The 18,457-nt window shown below is 38.2% G+C and carries 18 protein-coding genes; 13 read left to right on the forward strand and 5 right to left on the reverse strand.

Features of this window, described 5'->3' with window-relative positions; translation table 11 throughout:
* Positions 1-120: 120 nt before the first annotated feature.
* Entirely contained in the window at positions 121-1,242 is a 1,122-nt protein-coding gene (locus AC3B6B_RS01280) for an NAD(P)-dependent alcohol dehydrogenase (protein ID WP_489756900.1), read from the reverse strand.
* Between the two features lie 341 nt (positions 1,243-1,583).
* Here AC3B6B_RS01280 and AC3B6B_RS01285 point away from each other — a divergent pair, with 341 nt between their 5' ends.
* From AC3B6B_RS01285 to AC3B6B_RS01315, 7 genes are all read left to right on the forward strand, one after another.
* Positions 1,584-2,843 carry an MFS transporter gene (locus AC3B6B_RS01285; RefSeq protein WP_489756901.1) on the forward strand — a complete coding sequence of 420 codons (1,260 nt, stop codon included), beginning with the start codon at positions 1,584-1,586 and terminating at the stop codon, positions 2,841-2,843.
* Between the two features lie 12 nt (positions 2,844-2,855).
* Positions 2,856-4,301, forward strand: coding sequence for a rhamnulokinase (rhaB, locus tag AC3B6B_RS01290; protein ID WP_489756902.1), 1,446 nt, complete (start codon positions 2,856-2,858; stop codon positions 4,299-4,301).
* Positions 4,302-4,318: 17 nt separating this feature from the next.
* Positions 4,319-4,636: an L-rhamnose mutarotase gene (rhaM, locus tag AC3B6B_RS01295; protein WP_489756903.1), complete on the forward strand. Its 318-nt coding sequence runs from the start codon at positions 4,319-4,321 to the stop codon at positions 4,634-4,636.
* Positions 4,637-4,658: 22 nt separating this feature from the next.
* The gene (locus AC3B6B_RS01300; protein WP_489756904.1) at positions 4,659-5,921 is read left to right on the forward strand and encodes an L-rhamnose isomerase; all 1,263 of its coding nucleotides are present in this window, start codon (positions 4,659-4,661) and stop codon (positions 5,919-5,921) included.
* Between the two features lie 148 nt (positions 5,922-6,069).
* Positions 6,070-6,888: a rhamnulose-1-phosphate aldolase gene (gene rhaD / locus AC3B6B_RS01305; protein WP_489756905.1), complete on the forward strand. Its 819-nt coding sequence runs from the start codon at positions 6,070-6,072 to the stop codon at positions 6,886-6,888.
* 103 nt (positions 6,889-6,991) lie between these two features.
* Positions 6,992-7,561, forward strand: coding sequence for a sugar O-acetyltransferase (locus AC3B6B_RS01310; protein ID WP_489756906.1), 570 nt, complete (start codon positions 6,992-6,994; stop codon positions 7,559-7,561).
* Between the two features lie 13 nt (positions 7,562-7,574).
* Complete coding sequence (locus tag AC3B6B_RS01315) at positions 7,575-8,480, forward strand: AEC family transporter (protein ID WP_489756907.1); 906 nt, start codon at positions 7,575-7,577, stop codon at positions 8,478-8,480.
* A gap of 14 nt (positions 8,481-8,494) precedes the next feature.
* On the opposite strand, the gene AC3B6B_RS01320 is transcribed toward AC3B6B_RS01315, so the two are convergent.
* The 3 genes from AC3B6B_RS01320 to AC3B6B_RS01330 all read right to left on the reverse strand — a co-directional run bounded on the left by AC3B6B_RS01320 (position 8,495) and on the right by AC3B6B_RS01330 (position 11,427).
* Positions 8,495-9,595, reverse strand: a complete 1,101-nt coding sequence (locus tag AC3B6B_RS01320; RefSeq protein ID WP_489756908.1) for a helix-turn-helix domain-containing protein — start codon at positions 9,593-9,595, stop codon at positions 8,495-8,497.
* A complete protein-coding gene (locus tag AC3B6B_RS01325; protein WP_489756909.1) occupies positions 9,588-9,902 on the reverse strand; it encodes a hypothetical protein in 315 nt (104 codons plus the stop codon). Before AC3B6B_RS01325 ends, AC3B6B_RS01320 begins: the two co-directional genes overlap by 8 nt.
* Before the next feature lie 340 nt (positions 9,903-10,242).
* The gene (locus AC3B6B_RS01330; protein WP_489756910.1) at positions 10,243-11,427 is read right to left on the reverse strand and encodes an NAD(P)/FAD-dependent oxidoreductase; all 1,185 of its coding nucleotides are present in this window, start codon (positions 11,425-11,427) and stop codon (positions 10,243-10,245) included.
* 309 nt (positions 11,428-11,736) lie between these two features.
* Here AC3B6B_RS01330 and AC3B6B_RS01335 point away from each other — a divergent pair, with 309 nt between their 5' ends.
* Positions 11,737-12,927 (forward strand): acetate/propionate family kinase, encoded by a 1,191-nt coding sequence (locus AC3B6B_RS01335; RefSeq protein ID WP_489756911.1) that lies wholly within the window; start codon positions 11,737-11,739, stop codon positions 12,925-12,927.
* Between the two features lie 97 nt (positions 12,928-13,024).
* On the opposite strand, the gene AC3B6B_RS01340 is transcribed toward AC3B6B_RS01335, so the two are convergent.
* Positions 13,025-13,936 carry a 1,4-dihydroxy-2-naphthoate polyprenyltransferase gene (locus AC3B6B_RS01340; protein WP_489756912.1) on the reverse strand — a complete coding sequence of 304 codons (912 nt, stop codon included), beginning with the start codon at positions 13,934-13,936 and terminating at the stop codon, positions 13,025-13,027.
* A 68-nt stretch (positions 13,937-14,004) separates the two neighbouring features.
* Here AC3B6B_RS01340 and AC3B6B_RS01345 point away from each other — a divergent pair, with 68 nt between their 5' ends.
* The 5 genes from AC3B6B_RS01345 (at position 14,005) to AC3B6B_RS01365 (ending at position 18,454) form a co-directional block, all read left to right on the forward strand.
* On the forward strand, positions 14,005-14,973 hold the full coding sequence (locus AC3B6B_RS01345) for a polyprenyl synthetase family protein (RefSeq protein WP_489756913.1): 969 nt from the start codon (positions 14,005-14,007) through the stop codon (positions 14,971-14,973).
* A 57-nt stretch (positions 14,974-15,030) separates the two neighbouring features.
* Positions 15,031-15,471 (forward strand): MarR family transcriptional regulator, encoded by a 441-nt coding sequence (locus tag AC3B6B_RS01350; RefSeq protein WP_489756914.1) that lies wholly within the window; start codon positions 15,031-15,033, stop codon positions 15,469-15,471.
* A 79-nt stretch (positions 15,472-15,550) separates the two neighbouring features.
* Entirely contained in the window at positions 15,551-16,147 is a 597-nt protein-coding gene (locus AC3B6B_RS01355; protein WP_489756915.1) for a histidine phosphatase family protein, read from the forward strand.
* A 402-nt stretch (positions 16,148-16,549) separates the two neighbouring features.
* Positions 16,550-17,002, forward strand: coding sequence for a MarR family winged helix-turn-helix transcriptional regulator (locus AC3B6B_RS01360; RefSeq protein ID WP_489756916.1), 453 nt, complete (start codon positions 16,550-16,552; stop codon positions 17,000-17,002).
* Positions 17,003-17,047: 45 nt separating this feature from the next.
* Positions 17,048-18,454, forward strand: coding sequence for an MDR family MFS transporter (locus AC3B6B_RS01365; protein ID WP_489756917.1), 1,407 nt, complete (start codon positions 17,048-17,050; stop codon positions 18,452-18,454).
* Positions 18,455-18,457 lie beyond the last annotated feature (3 nt).

The following is an 18,457-nucleotide window of genomic DNA, read 5'->3' on the forward strand; positions in this document are numbered from 1 at the left end:
CAAGCTGATTAGCAATCAATAACGGAACAAAAAGGAAATGTTGGTCAATGATTAAGATTGAGCCAAACATTTCCTTTTATAATACTCTTAAATTCCCAAGTTACTGTCGAGTAACGACGATTATTTATCTGGTTGGTAGTCGGGATCAATAATCAAAACCGGTTTAATCGTTTTCCCCGAAACAGAATCGGCATTGGCTTGATTAATATCCTTGAAATCATAGAACTTTTCAGTTTTATCAAAGTCAAACCAACCTAACTTATAAAATTCAATCAAGCGGGTAATATCAACTTGAGGAATGGAATCGCCCATGTTGACACCAACGACTTTGCGATCATCAACGCAGAGATCATTCCAAGTAGAAATTTCTAATAATTTTGGTGTCACGGCGATCGCAGCACACGTTCCGCCTTGAGCTAATGCTAAAACGCTGTTTTTGATTACTGCAGGAATACCAGTAGTGTCAACCGTCCAATCAACGCCATAGCCATTAGTTAATTGTTGAATTTTAGCCACGGCATCCTCATCATTACTATTAATCGTATCTGTAGCTCCTAATTCTTTGGCTAAGGCCAATCTTTGAGGAACTACGTCCACGGCAATAACTTTAATACAACCAGAAATGCGTCCGGCCATCATAGCAGCTAGACCGACGGCACCAGTACCAAAGACAGCGATCGTATCACCAGGTTTCGGTTGCAAAGTATTAAAGACAGTACCGGAACCAGTTACATAACCACAACCTAATGGTCCTAATTTCCGTAAATCTAAACTTTTATCAACTTTGACAGCATTACGTTGGTCAACAACGGTAGTCGTTGTAAACGAGGATTGATTAAACATATTAGAGATGTGCTGACCGTTCTGAGTAAATTGATCTTCACCATCGGCCCGGACTCCAGACAAATTGTAATCACCATAATTACGACACTGTGTGGGCACCCCTTTTAAACAATTATCGCAGGTTCCATCAGCGTAAAAAGATAAAATAACATGATCACCGACTTGAAAGTTTTTCACTTCGGAACCAATTTTTTCAACGATACCGGCCCCTTCATGACCTAAAATTGCTGGATAGCCTACCGAAGCATCGCCTTTGCGAATCGCTTCATCAGAATGGCAAATCCCGCTGGCCACCATGTGAATTTGGAGATCAGTCGGACCAACTTCGTGCAGTTCAATGTCATCTTCTAAGGTAAATGGTGCTCCTTGTTCTTTGACAACAGCGGCAGTAATTTTCATTAATAAAACCCCTTTCTTGAAATTCACCCTTTTCAACAATGATTATGTCACTATCAAAAAACGATTTCAATAAAAACTTGTGATTTTATTCATAAAGTTTTGCGATGAATGGTTTAAATATTTTATTTTTACAAAAAAATAATCTAAAAAGTGCTTTTATAGATAAAAATTACGAACTGTGCCCCTGGTTGATTTCCAGAATCTAAAATCATTAAATTAAAAAATGTATTAATATGATACTGATTATCAAGAATTATGCCATTGCGCTAGTCTAGCGATTACGCTTACAATCTATACAGTAAACGTTTACGATTAAGAATTATGAATGGAGATCTGAAGTTATGGCTAAAAGTTCGCACGCTTCAACGTGGGCAGTATCCTTAACCAATTTTTTAGACTCAGGCTCAATCGTTGCGGGCGGTGCAGGTTTAACAATGTGGCAAAAGCACTTTGGTTTGAGTAGCTTTGCCGTCGGTTTATTAGGGGCATTGAGTGCTAATGCTTTTGGTTCGGCATTGGGAGCCATCATTGGCGGGCATTTGTCTGATAAATACGGCCGCAAAATGATTTATACCTATGATATGTTGGTCTACATGGTCGGAACACTTTTAATTGTGTTTTCTATTAATTTTCCGATGTTACTAATTGGTTTTTTAGTAACAGGTATGGCTGTAGGTGCGGGGGTTCCTGCTTCTTGGACGTATATTGGTGAAACATCTGATGGAAAAAATCGGGCCCATGATATTGGGATTTCTCAATTTTCCTGGTCCATGGGACCGACGTTAGTTTTTGTAGCAGCATCATTATTTGCACCACTTGGTTTATTAGGTAACCGTTTATTATTTGTCTTTTTAACAATTGTGGCATTTATTGCGTGGTTGTTACAAAGAAACTTACCGGAATCTCAGGATTGGTTGCAACAAAAGGAAAAAGAACGGCAATCAGGAATTAAGCCGCATCCATATAAAGAATTATTTTCGAATATGGTTTCCATTAAAAGTATTCTCTTCTTATGCGGTGTTTATGCTCTCTGGAATTTAGTTGCGGGGGCGATGGGCTTCTTTATGCCATTTGTGTATGAAACTGTCGGTGGCTTAAATACCTTGCAGGCAAATATTTTACAAGCAGTTTTGTGGTTATGTACCGCTTTATCTGGTTACTTCGGTTTTGCCTTATTTGGCGATCGGCTTAATCCCCGGGGCTTCTTCTTTGTAGGGGCTTTAATGGCTGTTATTTCTTGGGTAATTTTAACTTATATTGGCTTCGGCTGGGCCGCTTTAATTGCTTTTGTAATTATTTGGGGACTATCTGCCGGAATTGGTGCCCAAGCTTGGTATGCTTTATGGGCAGTGGAGCTTTTTCCCACGAAGTACCGTGCTGGCTCCCAAGGGTTTATGTTCTTTATTGTCCGTGGTAGCTCTGGGATTTGGTCGATCATTTTCCCAATGATTTTAGCAGATCTTGGTTTTAAGGTTGCTGGGACGGTCATGATTATTTTGCTGTTAGTATCTTTGATTATTGGTGTTATTTGGACGCCACAAACTCAAGGTAAATCTTTAGATGAAATCACTTTGGAACGTTATGGTACCAAAGAAGAATAGAAGGTGCAGTTAGTGAGTAAAACTTATGTAGCAATTGATATTGGCGCTTCCAGTGGGCGTTTGATGCTGGGTCAATTAATTGATGGCCAATTGCAATTGAAAGAAATGCACCGTTTTACCAATGGATTTACCTCCAAAAATGGTGCTGATTGTTGGGACATTGATCATATTATCCAAGAAATTTTACTGGGACTGCAAAAAGTCAAACAAGCTGGTTATGTGGAAGTAACAGTGGGAATTGATACGTGGGCTGTTGATTACGTTTTGGTCGGTTCAGATGGTCAACGTTTGAAAGATCCGGTTTCTTATCGGGATGCGCGGACTAAAAATGCGATTCACGATTTAACCTCTGATTTATCCAAAGAATATATTTATCAAAAAACCGGGATTCAATTTTTAGACTTTAACACGTTATACCAATTGTTTGAAGAAGACAAAGATTTATTAGCACACACCGACAAAATTTTAATGATTCCCGATTACTTGGGTTATGTGCTAACGGGCCAAGCAGTAACGGAAGTTACTAATGCATCCACGACGCAAATGTTAAGTTTACGCGAAGGCTTGTTTGATGAACATTTGTTGCAAAAGGTTAATGTCAGTGCCGATCAATTTCCTAAGTTAGTTGACCCCGGAACCATGCTGGGTGAATTACAAACGGATAAATTCCCCGATTACGATTTGCCCCAAGCTCAAGTAATTACGGTAGCGACCCATGATACGGCCTCGGCCGTCGTAGGAACTCCCGGACTCGGGCAACGCTGGGCTTACTTGAGCTCAGGAACCTGGTCTTTGATTGGGGCCGAATTGAATGTGCCGGAGAACGGCCAGTTAGCATTTAAACACAACTACACCAATGAATGGGGTGCGTATGGCACGTATCGGTTTTTGAAAAATATTATGGGCTTGTGGATTGTGCAAAATATTAAAAAAGAATTACATGATCAATATAGTTTTGCGCAATTAGCTCAGTTAGCACAACAAGAAACGCCATTTCAACAATATATTGATGTCAATGATCAGCGCTTTCAAAATCCACCAGCGATGATTCCAGAAATTCAAGCTTACTGTCGTGAAACGCACCAAAAAGTCCCGCAAACTCCTGGTGAAATTGCGATGGCTGCTTATTCGAATTTGTCACTGTATTACGCTAATGAATTAGATATTTTGGGCCAAATTTTAGGTTATCAAATTGACACGTTGAATATTGTTGGTGGTGGTGCCAATGTAGCTTTAATGAACCAGTTAACAGCTAATATTGCTGGTGTGAATGTGTTTGCTGGCCCCACTGAAGCCACGGCCATTGGCAATTTGATTGTGCAGATGATTGCGCAAGGTGATATTTTAAATGTTTATTTGGCACGGCGGATCATAGCTGATTCCTTTGATTTAAAGCAATATCAACCGCAACAAGATATGCAAGAACATTTAAAAACTTGGCGTAGCAAATTTAGATAAAAAGGAAGTGACCAAAAGTGACAGTCCGTTTGGGACAATTAATGCATGTTTATCCAGATCAATATGCTGAGTATGAAAAGAGACACAATAATTTGTTTCCGGAAATGCGCCAAGCTTTGAAAGCTGCTGGTGCGCATAATTACTCAATTTTTCTGGATAAAGCCACGGGCAATTTGTTTGCTTATTTAGAAGTTGATGACCTTGATAAATATAATCAGATTTCCGAGTCTGATGCCTGCAAAAAGTGGTGGGCATATATGGAACCGATTATGGATACGAATCCGGATCAAAGTCCAGTGACGACCGACTTACATGAGGTTTTTCATTTGAATTAAATTTTTAAGGAGATGTGTGATTATGACTAAATCTGAAACTGTTGAAAATGCTTATCAAACCGCCAAGGAACGGTATGCTGAAATTGGCGTAGATACAGAAGCTGCCATGGAACAATTGAAAAAAGTTAAATTATCTGTGCATTGTTGGCAAGGTGACGACATTCATGGCTTTGTGAATCCGGAACAAGAATTAACCGGTGGCATTGGCGTCAGCGGTGATTATCCGGGGATTGCTACAACACCTGATGAATTAACGGGTGATTTACACGAAGCATTATCATTAATTCCTGGTCATCATAAAGTGCAGCTGCATACTTTATATGCGGTCACAGATCGCAAAAAAGACTTTGATGAAATTGGTCCAGAAGACTTTAAGTATTGGGTTGATTGGGCTAAGGAAGAAAAAATTGGTTTGGATATGAATCCTACTTTCTTCTCTCATCCCAAAGTCAAAAATAATTTTACCTTAGCTAGTCCAGAAAAAGATATTCGTGATTTTTGGATTCAAGTAGGGAAACAATCACGGAAAATTTCAAATTACTTTGGTCAAGAATTGGGTCAACAATCAATTAATAATTTCTGGATGCCTGATGGTTTTAAAGATAATCCCATTGATAAAGCGACACCGCGCTTGCGGATGATTGAGTCCTTAGATGAAATTATTAAAGACAAATATGATGAAAAGAATACGATTGAATCCTTTGAAGGTAAATTGTTTGGTACAGGTATTGAGTCTTACACGGTAGGTTCTCATTTGTTCTACAACAACTATGCGATTACTCGTAACAAATTATGGACGATTGATGCAGGTCACTGGCATCCAACTGAAGATGTTTCCGACAAGTTTTCTGCCTTTTTGCCATTTGGCCGCGGCTTGATGTTACATGTTTCGCGTCCAGTTCGTTGGGATAGTGACCACGTAGTCATCTTTGATGAAGCTTTGCAACGGATTACTCGCTCGCTAGTGCGGGATAACGAATTAGATAAGACGAATATTGGTTTAGACTTCTTTGATGCTACGATTAATCGGGTTTCTGCTTGGGTCATTGGTGCCCGGGCAACCCAAAAGGCTTTATTACAAGCAATGTTGGCACCTTTAGCCCAATTAAAAGAAGACGAGTTGCATTATGACTTTACGCAACGCTTAGTAGAAACTGAAGAATTAAAATCTTATCCATTTGGTGCAGTTTGGGATGAATTTTGTTTGCGGAATAATGTTCCAGTCGGGATGGATTGGCTCAAAGAAATTCGGCAATACGAAAAAGACGTTCAATTTAAGCGCTAAGATAAAACTGAATGATACTCAATAACTGAGTTTTAACTCGGAATAAACAATTAAGTCATCACAATGACTCGATTGTTTATTCGTGGTTCAGCGTAAATTTTGGCATTTTTAAAAATATTAATGGACTTAATAAGGGAGAATTGTAAGCATGACAAGTTTTGGTGATTCTAAATATGTACAAAAAGTTTGTGAAATAACACAAGCCTCTTATCAAGAAGGCTGGGATGAGCGTAATGGTGGTAATGTGTCCTTACGTTTGACGGCTGAAGATGTGGCGCCATTTGATGATGTTGCTGTAGTTAAGCGGACTATCGACCTGGGCTTTGATGCTAGTGCGTTAGTAGGGAGTTACTTTTTGGTAACGGCTACGGGGCGTTATTTCCGGAATGTTATTCATCAACCTAACCTTGATTTAGGTTTGGTTAAAATCACTGCTGATGGGCAACATGCTGATTTATTATGGGGTTATGAAGATGGTGCGGCCCCAACTTCTGAATTTCCGAGTCATTTAATGTCACATATTGAACGGTTGAAAGTTGATCCTAACCACCGCGTGGTGATGCACTGTCATCCAACGAATTTGATTGCGTTGTCTTTTACGCACGAATTGGATGAAAAGAGCATTTCTTTGTTGTTATGGAAGATGCAGGCAGAATCATTAGTTGTGTTCCCTGAAGGTGTGGGAGTCATTCCTTACATGACACCAGGGACGAATGAAATTGGGCAAGCCACGGCTGCCAAGATGCAGGACTTTCGGGTAGTTATGTGGCCCCACCACGGGATTTTTGGTACGGGTACGACATTAGATGAGGCTTTTGGTTTAATTGAAACGGTTGAAAAAGCAGCCACGATTTACTCACAAATTGGTGCGCAAGGCGGTCAAATTAAACAAGAAATTACTGATGCCCAATTGCATGATTTGGCAGATGCTTTTCATGTTACTGCTAATCCTAAATTTTTAAAATAAAATTAATTGAATAAAACCATAAAAACGAGATGGAAAATTCAAGCTTAGCGGTGCTATGAGGCCTGGATTTACCCGCTCGTTTTTTGATTGAGGAGATTATTTGATGGCACAGACAGAAAAAGAAAAATTTTTAGCTGGAAAACCGTATTATATTTTTGACCCAGAATTGGCGGCTGATGAAACCAGGGCACGGCGCTTATGTAAAATGTTAAATGAATTGGATGATCAAGCTACGCAACAAAAAGATCAGGTGATTCGGCAACTGTTGGGCTCAGTGGGGACTAATCCGTACATTCAACCGAATTTTCGCTGTGATTTTGGTTATAATATTCACGTTGGTGATAACTTTTTGTGTAATTATGATTGTACGATTCTAGATATTGCGCCCGTGACGATTGGTGATAACTGTTTATTGGCGCCGAAGGTACAATTATATGCGGCCACGCATCCACAAGATCCTATTCAGCGCAGTGCAGGCATTGGTTTAGGACAAGCGATTACGCTCGGCGACAATGTCTGGGTCGGTGGGAATGCGGTAATTTTGCCGGGAGTTAGCCTGGGTGATAATGTAATCGTCGGCGCTAACGCGACAGTGACCAAATCGTTTGGCAGTAACGTCATCCTTGCTGGTTCACCAGCGCGAGTATTGAAAAAATTACCAAGTAAGTCCTGAAAGGATCAAGTTAATGACAGCTTTTAATCAAGTAATGCTACCAGTATTATTAATTTTTTTAGCGGGCTATCTTTTTCAAAAAATTTTTCGCTTAGATGTTAAACCATTGTCCACGCTATCGATTTATTTGCTCCTGCCATTTTTGGTTTTTCAAACTTTTTATAAACAGACACTCAATCAAAATTTTTTAAATATTATTATTACTTCAACATTAATTATGTTGAGTTTGATTGTAGTTGGCGTAGTAATCGGGCGCATTTTAAAATTTTCGCGGAGTCAGGTGAATGCCTTTTTGTTAGCGACGGTTTTTCCCAATAGTGGTAATTACGGGGTACCTTTGGTTTTATTTGCTTTTGGAGCTAAAGGAACTAGTCTGGCGATGATGATTATGGTTTTTCATAATATTTTGATGGGCTTTGTGGGGGTCTATATTGCTGCTTCGGCTCATGAACGCGGCCTAGCTGGATTTAAAGCTGCTGGTATGGCCGTCTTGAAACAGCCAATGAATTACGTGATTTTACCAGCTATTCTACTACATTTTTATCAAATCCAATTACCAGCTAACTTAATGAAGAGTGTTAATATGATTGGCAACATTGCCATTCCGTTAATTATGTTGATTTTGGGGATGCAATTGGCTGACGTAACTACAAAAACAGTAGCGTTAAAAACAATTAGTGTAGCAGTGCTGGTGCGCTTGGTCTTATCCCCTGTGCTGGCACTATTGATTTGTCGTTGGGTCGGCGTTTCCACGCTTTTGACACAGATTGTTGTGTTAATGTCGGCAATGCCGAGTGCGGCCAATACTACACTATATGCGATTCAATTTAAAACGGAGCCAGATTTAGTTTCGAGCTGTACATTAATGAGCACGTTGCTAAGCGTCATAACATTGACTGTTTTATTGAATCTATTTTAAAAAATATCTTTTCTTTAATTAGTGATATTATATTGCTGTCGAAAATTGTTATATTGATTAAAGGAAATTTTATGTTCTCTTTGTAACCTACCAACGACGATGCCAGGGTGTAAATCAGTAGATTTAGCAAAATTGACGATAGCTTCAGCTGAGAAATTATTTTGCATAATAAAAGCTTGATACAATTTAGGTGGAATTAGATAATTTTGGGCGAATAAATCAGCATCTTTTTCTAATTTAGATAAGTCTAAAATACTATTAATGGCCTCATTTTTTTGAGGGGATACAATAATGTGTCCTCTTTTATTTTGAAAAATATGTTTGATTTCATGGAAAAGTGCAAACCAAAAAATATCCGCATATTTACGGCGGTCGTTTAAAGCTAATAATACCTTATCGTTACTTAACCATTTAACCGCACCGTTAATACCACAATTTTTTAGATTGGGTAAGATGACGAAAGCTACACCCGCTTTAGAAAAAATTTCCTTTAAATTAGGTAAAAATATTTCCGGTTCTTGGGTGGTCATGGATCTAATCTGCGGTAATTTTTCCTTGAGAAATGTAATATTAATGGGTTCCACGGAAGTGTTACTACCCAAATTTAAGGCAGTTTGTACCCAGGCATTAGAATTAATAATGTTAGTATCTTTAATTTTTGGAACAGCGGTTTTATATTGGACTAAAAAATCATGATTTTTTAAGACTTCAAGAGAGGATACATGAAAAAATTTTCTTAATTCCAATACTTTTTGTCTAGTTTGATGTGTTTCTGGTACAAGATTTAAGTTTTGCCAAAATTTATAATCCATTTGTTTTTCAATTGCACTATCTTTAGTTAATTGCTGCTCAAATTTAATTTGATTTATAGTGTCTAGGTATTGATTATTTAAATTTCTCCAAAATTGTGCCGATGTTCCTAAAATAATGGCTAAACCTTCGATTAATTGTTCAGTTAGCGGTATTTTGCCATTGATTAGTTGGCTAACGGTTTTTTCATTAGTATTTAAACGCTTAGCTAATTCATGTTGATTCATGTTTTGAGATTTTAAATATTGTTTAATATAGTATCCTGGATGAAAGGCAGCAAAATTATCTGTAATTGTTTTATTCATAATGTTTAGATACCTCCTCAATCCTAACAATATCAACAGCAGTGTAGAATAAAACCAAATTATCTGTGGAATCAATTAATGGCTGATAATCACTAGCTAGGGGCTGCAGAATAAGGCGATAACTATTTTTCCTGCCCTTAATATCAAGTGATAATTCACCATGACGATTATTAGATAATTTATGTACATGATAAATTCTTAAAGCATTAATATCTTGTAAATTCTCTGCGCTGTTTAAAGCATTAACTAATCCCAAGAGTGCAACTGCAATCTCTTTACCATAAATTTTTTGTGCTTTTTTAGGCATTGTACAGACTTGCTGGACACGTTTATTTTTATATGTAATCTTGATTTTTCACCACCTACATTCTTGTAATTTATCTTACTAAATTAGTAACAATTTTTCAAATTGTTGGCATTGGGGCAAAGTAAAGTACTTAATTTTTTGTCATTAATTCTTTTAGTGTAATTTAAAGATGAATGGCTATTGCTTAACAATATTTTTTACAATTTAATGTACACTATTTTAAATAGTTTCTTTGAATTACTATTATTAATTACGAGAAAACAAATAAAAAATTCTAGCTACTTTTCCTCATTGGAAAAATAACTAGAATTTTTTGTTAAATCTGATTGTGATTGATAAATTATTTCTTTTGGAGACCCTTAACGCCACCAACTTCATATAAAACTTGTTCAAAGGAGAAGCGTTTAGCCATAGCAGCAACAGCACCCTTTAATTTCAAGTGTGGTTTGGTAATTTCAGCAATACCATGAGAAGGTCCTAAGGAAGCAATTGTTCCTTTAGATTGGTAAACAAACTTCTTCTTTGGAGTATCTTGAATGTCAGCAACAATATTTTCTGCAGCAACAATTGCTTGTGCCAAAGCTAATTGGCCGGTAGTTGGTAATGGTCGTTCGGATTTAGGATCCATGGAAGCAGAATCATCACCAGCCACATAAATTTCAGGATGATCTTCAATGTTTAGATAGTCGGTAACTGTAATCCGGTTGCGCCGAGCATTGAAGCCGGAGTCTTTGATGACATCACTACCACTAACACCAACTGTCCAGATAATAGAATTAGCGTAGATGCGTTGTTCTTCATCACTGTCGCCCTTTGTATAAACAACAGCATTTGGCTCAATCTTCTTAATTTTTGCACTGGTCATGATTTTAATGCCGTTCTTGCTTAAGAAATCAACAGCATATTGTGCCAACTCAGAGTCAAACATTGGCAAAATTTGCGGTGCCATTTCCACACTAGTAATGTTAATTTCGGGAACACCATACTTAGCTTTTAAGATCTTAGCGGTGTCAATTAATTCACCCAATAATTCGATACCAGTAAAACCAGCACCACAAACTACGATATTTAAGTCGTTCGGGTCTTGGGATTGCTTATAATTACGAATGTTAGAGTTGATAACTTCATAAATCTTTTCGGCGGAAGGAATATCTTGCAGTTTGTAAGAGTACTGATCAGCACCTTCCATACCAAAGTTTTCAGAACGGAAACCTAAACCAAGAACAACATAATCGTAAGTTAAGTCATCATGATCAGCAAATTCAACCGTTTTGTTTTCATAATCAATTTTTGAAACATTCGCTTGAATAAAGTTAACATTATCCGGTAATACTCCGCGAATATCAAAACTGATTTTGTCTGCGTTGGCGGTACCCGCAGCGACTTGATAAAGTTCGATTGATTCAACATGCTTAGTGTTACGGTCAATTAAATCAATTTGTGTGTCTGCAGGAGCAATTTTTGCTAATTTTCTGGCGGTACCTAAGCCAGCATAGCCTGCTCCTAAAATTACAATGTGAGCCATAAACCCAATCCTTTCTTTGTATGTAATTCTAACAATTATTATAAACTTTTTCTGAAGTTCTGAAAACCGATATACTGTATTTATTTTAAAGTTTTCTGAAGTTGTTGAGATAAATGGAAATGCGTATAAATGAGAGTGTGCCACAAATCCCCAAAACGGTATTTCTGAAAGATAAAAAATCATAATTTAGCGTTCTTAGCTGGCCGTTTGCGATTTTGTTCGCTAGCTAGAGGCTTTATTAACAACTTTTGTGCAACCGGTTTCTTTGAAGTATAATTAAGCCAACTAAGGAATTGGAGGCTGAATTTTATGTTAATAATGGCGGTCAATGCAGGTAGTTCGAGTTTGAAATGGCAGATTTATGATTTACCGAGTGAAAAAAAAGTAGCACAAGGAATGATCGATCGTCTAGGTAAAGTTGACGCAGTGTTTGAAGCAGAATATCAGGGCCACAAGTTTAAACAACAAGAAGCGATTACTAATCAACAAATTGCTGCTACCTTAATTTTAACACGTCTCAAAAGCTTGGGGATTGTGGAGCACTTAGAAGATATTAAAGGTGTCGGGCACCGGATTGTGTCAGGCGGTGAAAAATTTAAGCGTTCAACTAAAATAACCCCGTATGTCGCCCAAGAAATTGCTAATTTAGCCGAATTAGCGCCGCTACATAACGCGACGGAGGCTTATTATATTCAAGTTTTTGCCAAATTATTACCGCAAGCTACACAAGTGGCAGTGTTTGATACGTCATTTTACACAACTCTAGCGCCCGTCAATTATTTATATCCCTTAGAAATGAAATATTATCGTCAAGATCACATCCGAAAATATGGTGCGCATGGTACTAGTCACCGCTATGTCTTAGAGCAAGCAGCCCAATTATTACAAAAACCAGTTGCGCAAACCAATTTAATTACGCTGCATTTAGGTAGCGGTGCTTCGGTGACGGCCATTGAAAATGGGCAAGCCATTGATACTTCGATGGGCTTTACGCCTTTAGCTGGCGTGATGATGGGGACGAGAAGTGGTGATATTGACCCCTCGATCTTAGAGTACTTGATGAAAAAAGAACAGATTTCTGATATCTCGGAAGTGTTAGATATTTTAAATCATCATTCGGGTTTGCTCGGTGTTTCCGGGCTGTCCAATGATAAACGGGATATTGATGAAGCGGCTGCACAAGGTAATCAACAAGCGCAATTGGCGCAACAAATGTTTATTAATCGGATTGTTAAATATGTAGGATCTTATTTAGCTTTACTAAATGAACAGCCAGACGCTTTGGTCTTTACGGCGGGGATTGGTGAAAATGATGCTGGAGTGCGTGCGGGTGTTTGTCAACAATTACAACATTTAGGAGTGCTGTTAGATCCGAAAGCCAATCAGGTGCGTGGCAAAACTGCTTTAATTAGTCAAAGTGCTTCACCCATTAAAGTTTTCGTGATTCCAACCAATGAAGAATTGATGATCGTGCGGGACACTTATCAATTAATTAAATAATCAAAAAATGGTATTGACAATTGATATAACTGTCGATACCATTTTTACTTTGTGTATTATGCGGTGCGCCCAAGAAATTAATCGCGATTACAAAAAACTAAGGAATAATTAAACCGATTCCTAAAGTGACGACTTGGGTGAAAGTCATGATAAATAAGTTTTGCACTGCTAGTTTAAAGGTTTGTTGTTTGACATGAACTACAAAGAATTGTCGGGTATTTTGGTAGACGACCGGAATGGTTAGCCAAGTCAGCATGACAAACCAGGGCAAATAATTCTTAATCACAGCGAGTAATAACAATAAATAACCAGCAATTAATAACAGTGCATATAACCAGAGACTGCTATTAACTCCTAGATAACGGACAATGGTATGACGTTTTAAATCTAAATCTTCTTGATAATCACAAATGTTATTAGCTAAAAGTAGGGAAGCAATCGCGCACATTGCTAGACTTGAGGCCAATAATATTGGTAAAATAAAAGACCAGTTAAGGCTGACTAATTGGTGTACGTTGAGCCAGACCGTGATGAAAAAGATCATAAAGCCCATCGTAAAGCCCGCAAATAATTCGCCTAAGGGTAAGGAGTTTAACGGCCACGGGCCACCAGCATAAAAAAATCCGACGGCAAAACAAAAGAGTCCCATAACTAGTAATAACCAGCCAACTCTGACTACTAACAATAAGCCAATTAAAGCTGCCACAACCATCAAGGAATAGTTGAGCCAACCAATTTTATGAATATTTAAATGATTAACTCCAATGACATTGGTTTTTTGGCGGAAGTTTTGGCCTTGATCATGATCAGCATTTTTGTAATCCCAATAGTTGTCGTTAATATCAACCGCCATATTAAATAACAACATGGCCACAAAAAAGAGAATGGTATTGAGCCAGTTCAGCTGCTGATAATGGTAAATGGTATAAAACACACCTAATAAAAAAGGAAACACACTCGCCGTTTTGGCTTTAATTTCAACTAATTCTAAAAAAACTTTTGGTTTCAAACTTTCAATAAACCTCACTTAATTTTTGATATACTATATAAAGATTATACATGAAAAGGTGCCTGTCAATGATTAACCCGATGTGGTCTGCAATTCCTGAATTGAAACAGCAATTGCAGGACGTTCAAAACTTTATTTTAAAACAAATTGATCCACTAGATCAAGCAATTGCCCAACCAATTCGCGAACAAGTGATTAGCGGTGGTAAAATGATTCGCCCCGCTTGCCTATTAATTTTTAGTGATTTTGGCGATGTGGCGTACCAAACAAAGATTCAAGCAGCTGCGGCCATGGAAGTTTTGCATATTGCCACTTTGATCCATGATGACGTCATTGATGATTCTAAGTTACGGCGCAATGTGGAAACTATCCAAGTTCACTTGGGAGATCGCAATGCGATTTATGCCGGCGATTATTTGATGACCGTCTATTTTGATTTAATCAGTCAGGTAGCAACTAATCAACAAGAAGTACAATTAAATGCGCGCGGTATGAAAAAAATTTTAAAAGGTGAACTAGATCAGTTACGGATTAATTATAACCCGCAAGCCACTGTGAAAATGTATTTGCGCGAAATTGCAGGTAAAACGGCGCAGCTAATTGAACTAAGTGCACAATTTGGCGCTGTTTTGGCAACGGATGATCCGACAATTATTCATCATGCTCGTTTTATCGGCCACAATATTGGCATGGCTTTTCAAATTGAAGATGATATTTTAGATTACCAAGGCCATAAGCAAACTGGCAAACCCCAATTAGAGGATTTAAAAAATGGTGTCTATTCCATTCCGCTGATTTACTCCTTGCAGTTCGATAATGAATTGAAACAATTTTTAATGGATAAAAAGCAGTTAACACCAGCAGAAATTACGGCTGTGGCGGACCGGGTTCGGACTTCGGGCGGTTTAAAAGCAGCACAACAGTTAGCCCAAAACTATTCCCAAAAAGCCTTGACTTTGATTGAAGATTTACCAGCTAATCAATATAAAAAATACATTCGGTGGGTTACTAAAAAATTGTTAAAGCGGCAACAATAAATTAAGTTGCGACCAAAAGTGGGTGGTAGTGTGTTGGCGAACAGAAAGGGGAAATGATTGGACTATTATAACTTGAGCAAGTTTATTGCCGGAATTTATCGTGGTTCGAAAAATGAGTGTAATAAACAATTAGATTGTTTAAAGATGCGGGCGACCGAAACCGATCTACTATTGTTTATTGATGAACATCCTAATTACAGGCAACAAGAAATTGCCAAAAAAATGGTCATGGATCCGAGCTTGTTGGCCCGTGATTTGCGAACTCTAGCCCAAAAGAATTATATTAAACGTCAATGCGACGCGGATGATCGCCGTGCTAAGCGCATTAATCTGACTAAGCGTGGGCAAAATCAAGTTTGCCAATTACGGCAAGTGATGAATGATTGGTGGCAACAACTGTTTGCGCAACATGATTTAGATGCAACGACTGTTTACCAAACTTTAGAAGCCGTCTATGATGCTATGACGACTGATAAAAATGATTCTACATGTTGTTAATTTAATACAGAGTTTCCTTAAATAAGCGGTATAATTTAATTAATCGTTTCCAACTTTTGAGGAAAGGAAATTGTTAATTATGTCAGAATTATATCTTATGCGTCACGGTGAAACTTTATTTAATCAAACTCATCGAATTCAAGGAGCTTGTGATTCGCCATTAACTCAGCAAGGTATTAGCCAAGCCAAAGAGGTGGGGCAATATTTCAAACAAGCAGGAATTACGTTTGATCATGCTTATTCGTCTACACAAGAACGGGCCAGTGATACTTTGGAATGCGTCACCAGCCAACCATATCAGCGATTAAAGGGAATTAAAGAGTGGAACTTTGGCTTGTACGAAGGTGAAAGTGAACGATTAAATCCACCAATTGATCCGCAAGCACACTCGTATGGTGACTACTTTGTTTATTATGGTGGTGAGTCAGTGGCGCAGGTTCAAGCACGGATGGATCAGACCTTGACCCACATTATGGAGCAACCTGATCATCATCGAGTTTTGGCAGTTAGTCACGGTGGCGCCTGCCATGCCTTTCTATTGAAGCATTGGCCGCAAGCTCAGGATATTGCCCAAATGCCATTATTGAAAAATTGTAATATTTTAAAATTCACTTATAACCAGCACCAATTTACGTTTGAAGAAGTGATTGATGCTCCAAGTCTACTCCACAAATAGTAATTAAAAATTCGTTTATTGAACAACGGGCCTAGCGGCAGTTGATTCAGTAAACGAATTTTTTAGGCAAGATTTAGAATGAATAATATACTGAAAATTAAACAGCAAACTCCAAAGTAGGTTCCTGAGTATAAGGCTAATGCCACAAAATGTGATGTACTGGCAGTGGCATACTTTTGAACACTTTTGAAGTGATTATGCACAGCAACAAATTCCCATAGTCCTAACAACAATAGAAAAATTCCAAATGCAGTTTCAAAAGTGAATTTCATTTTTAATCCCCCTCATAACTTGCCCAGTACTAGTTTAGCACTTTGTTAGGCAGTAAATTAATGCTCAAAAAAATTTTGCTTTTTTAAAAAAATGTAGTAAACTACCTTTTTGAAAAGGAGTTGTGGTTGAATGACTGCTGATTTATTACGGCAATTGGGTCCGCAGATTAAAGTAGCTAATACTTTAATTGAAAAAGAATTAAATAATCAAATCGCTAAACTCATTCCAGAACAAAACTTGACCGGTCCGCAGATTACATTGCTGGTTTATTTATATGAATCTAACGGTCGCACGATTACGCAACGCGAAGTGGCACAAAAGTTTGCTTTGAGTCACCCAACAATGCGAAGCATCGTCAAACGTTTGGAACAGGCCCAGTTAATTAATACGGGGCATTTGTCGAATGATCGCCGTCAAGTTAGTTTGTCGTTGACGCAGCAAGGGGGTGCTTTATTAGATCGGCATATTGTGGATATTCGCGCGACAATGAGTCGTGTTAATGATCAAATTATTGCCGGCTTAACGGAGAAGCAGCAGGCTCAATTAGCGAAAATTTTGACGCAGATCATTCAAAATTTCTAAATTTTATGCAAAAGTGTAGCTTGCTACAAAAAGGAGATAGCAAAATTGCAAACGACAGTTAAAAGTATTTCTGGAAAAAAACGAGCTTTAATGATGGCCGTGTTATTGTTTGGTTCTTTTGTGGCTTTGTTAGCTGAAACGTTCTTAAATAATGCTTTGCCCACTATTATGCGTGCGTTTCAGGTCAATCAAGCCACTGCGCAATGGTTAACGACTGCATACTTGTTAGTGGTGGGCTTAATGATTCCCATTTCGGCGTGGATTTTTGATTCTTTTAATTTGAAACAAAATTTTTTGACAATGATGGTAATCTTCTTTGTCGGTTCCATTGTCTGTCTAATGGCACCCAACTTTTGGGTTTTATTGACTGGACGCATTATTGAAGCCGTGGCAGCCGGGGGGTTAATGCCATTTATTCAAAATGTTATCTTGATGATGTTTCCCCCCGAAAAACGCGGCTTCGCCATGGGGATTACGGGATTCGTAATTGGCTTTGGTCCGGCGGTCGGGCCGACAATATCCGGTTTAATCTTGAAATACGCTGATTGGCAAATGTTATTTATTATTTTGAGTGTGACGAGTGCTTTAGTTGCCATTTTAGCGTTGTTTACGATTCAAAATCTAACTACACCCAAATTACAAACAACCGATCTTTTATCCTTTATCGAATCAATTATTGGCTTTGGTCTATTGTTATATGCTTTATCCGAAGTGGGCAATACGGGTAAAATTACGGTGAGTTTAGCGGTTATTTTCCTTATCGGGATTTTAGTCATTTATTTATTCTGTCGGCGCCAATTAAAAATGCAGGAACCACTATTAGATATTCGCGTCTTTAGAAATTGGCGTTTTGACTTATGTACTATGTTAAGTATGATTAGTAATATTGCAATGGTGGGCATTGAATTAGTTTTGCCATTGTATTTACAGACAACACGGCAAGAATCGGCCTTGATTGCGGGCTTAGTCATGATGCCGGGGGCTATTGTGATGATTATCTGTAATCCTATTTCGGGAACACTCTATGATAAACTTGGAATTAAGAAGTTAGCGTTCTTTGGCTTTGCCATGTTGTTGTTAGGTACTTTGCCCATGCTGTGGTTCAATACTCAGACAAGTTTAGTCTTGATTGGACTGTGCTATGCTGTTCGGATGGTGGGTATTTCCTTTACAATGATGACGACTTTTACTGCCGGTATCAATATGATTGAACCGCAGTTAACGGCTCATGCCAATGCTGCTTCATCGACGGTGCGTCAAATCGGGGGGTCACTGGGAACAGCCTTAGCTATGTTGCTGGTGGCTTTGGCAGCTACTCTAAAGACTAGTGTTGGTCAAGTTCAGGCTACCGAAATTGGCTATCAATGGAGTTTTATTTTAATGATTGTGTTTGCCGTCATTGGCTTACTGGCCTCATTCTTCTTGCCCAGTGCGGCAGCTGAAAATAAATAATTT

It is taken from the genome of Bombilactobacillus sp. ESL1197, from assembly GCF_058107145.1.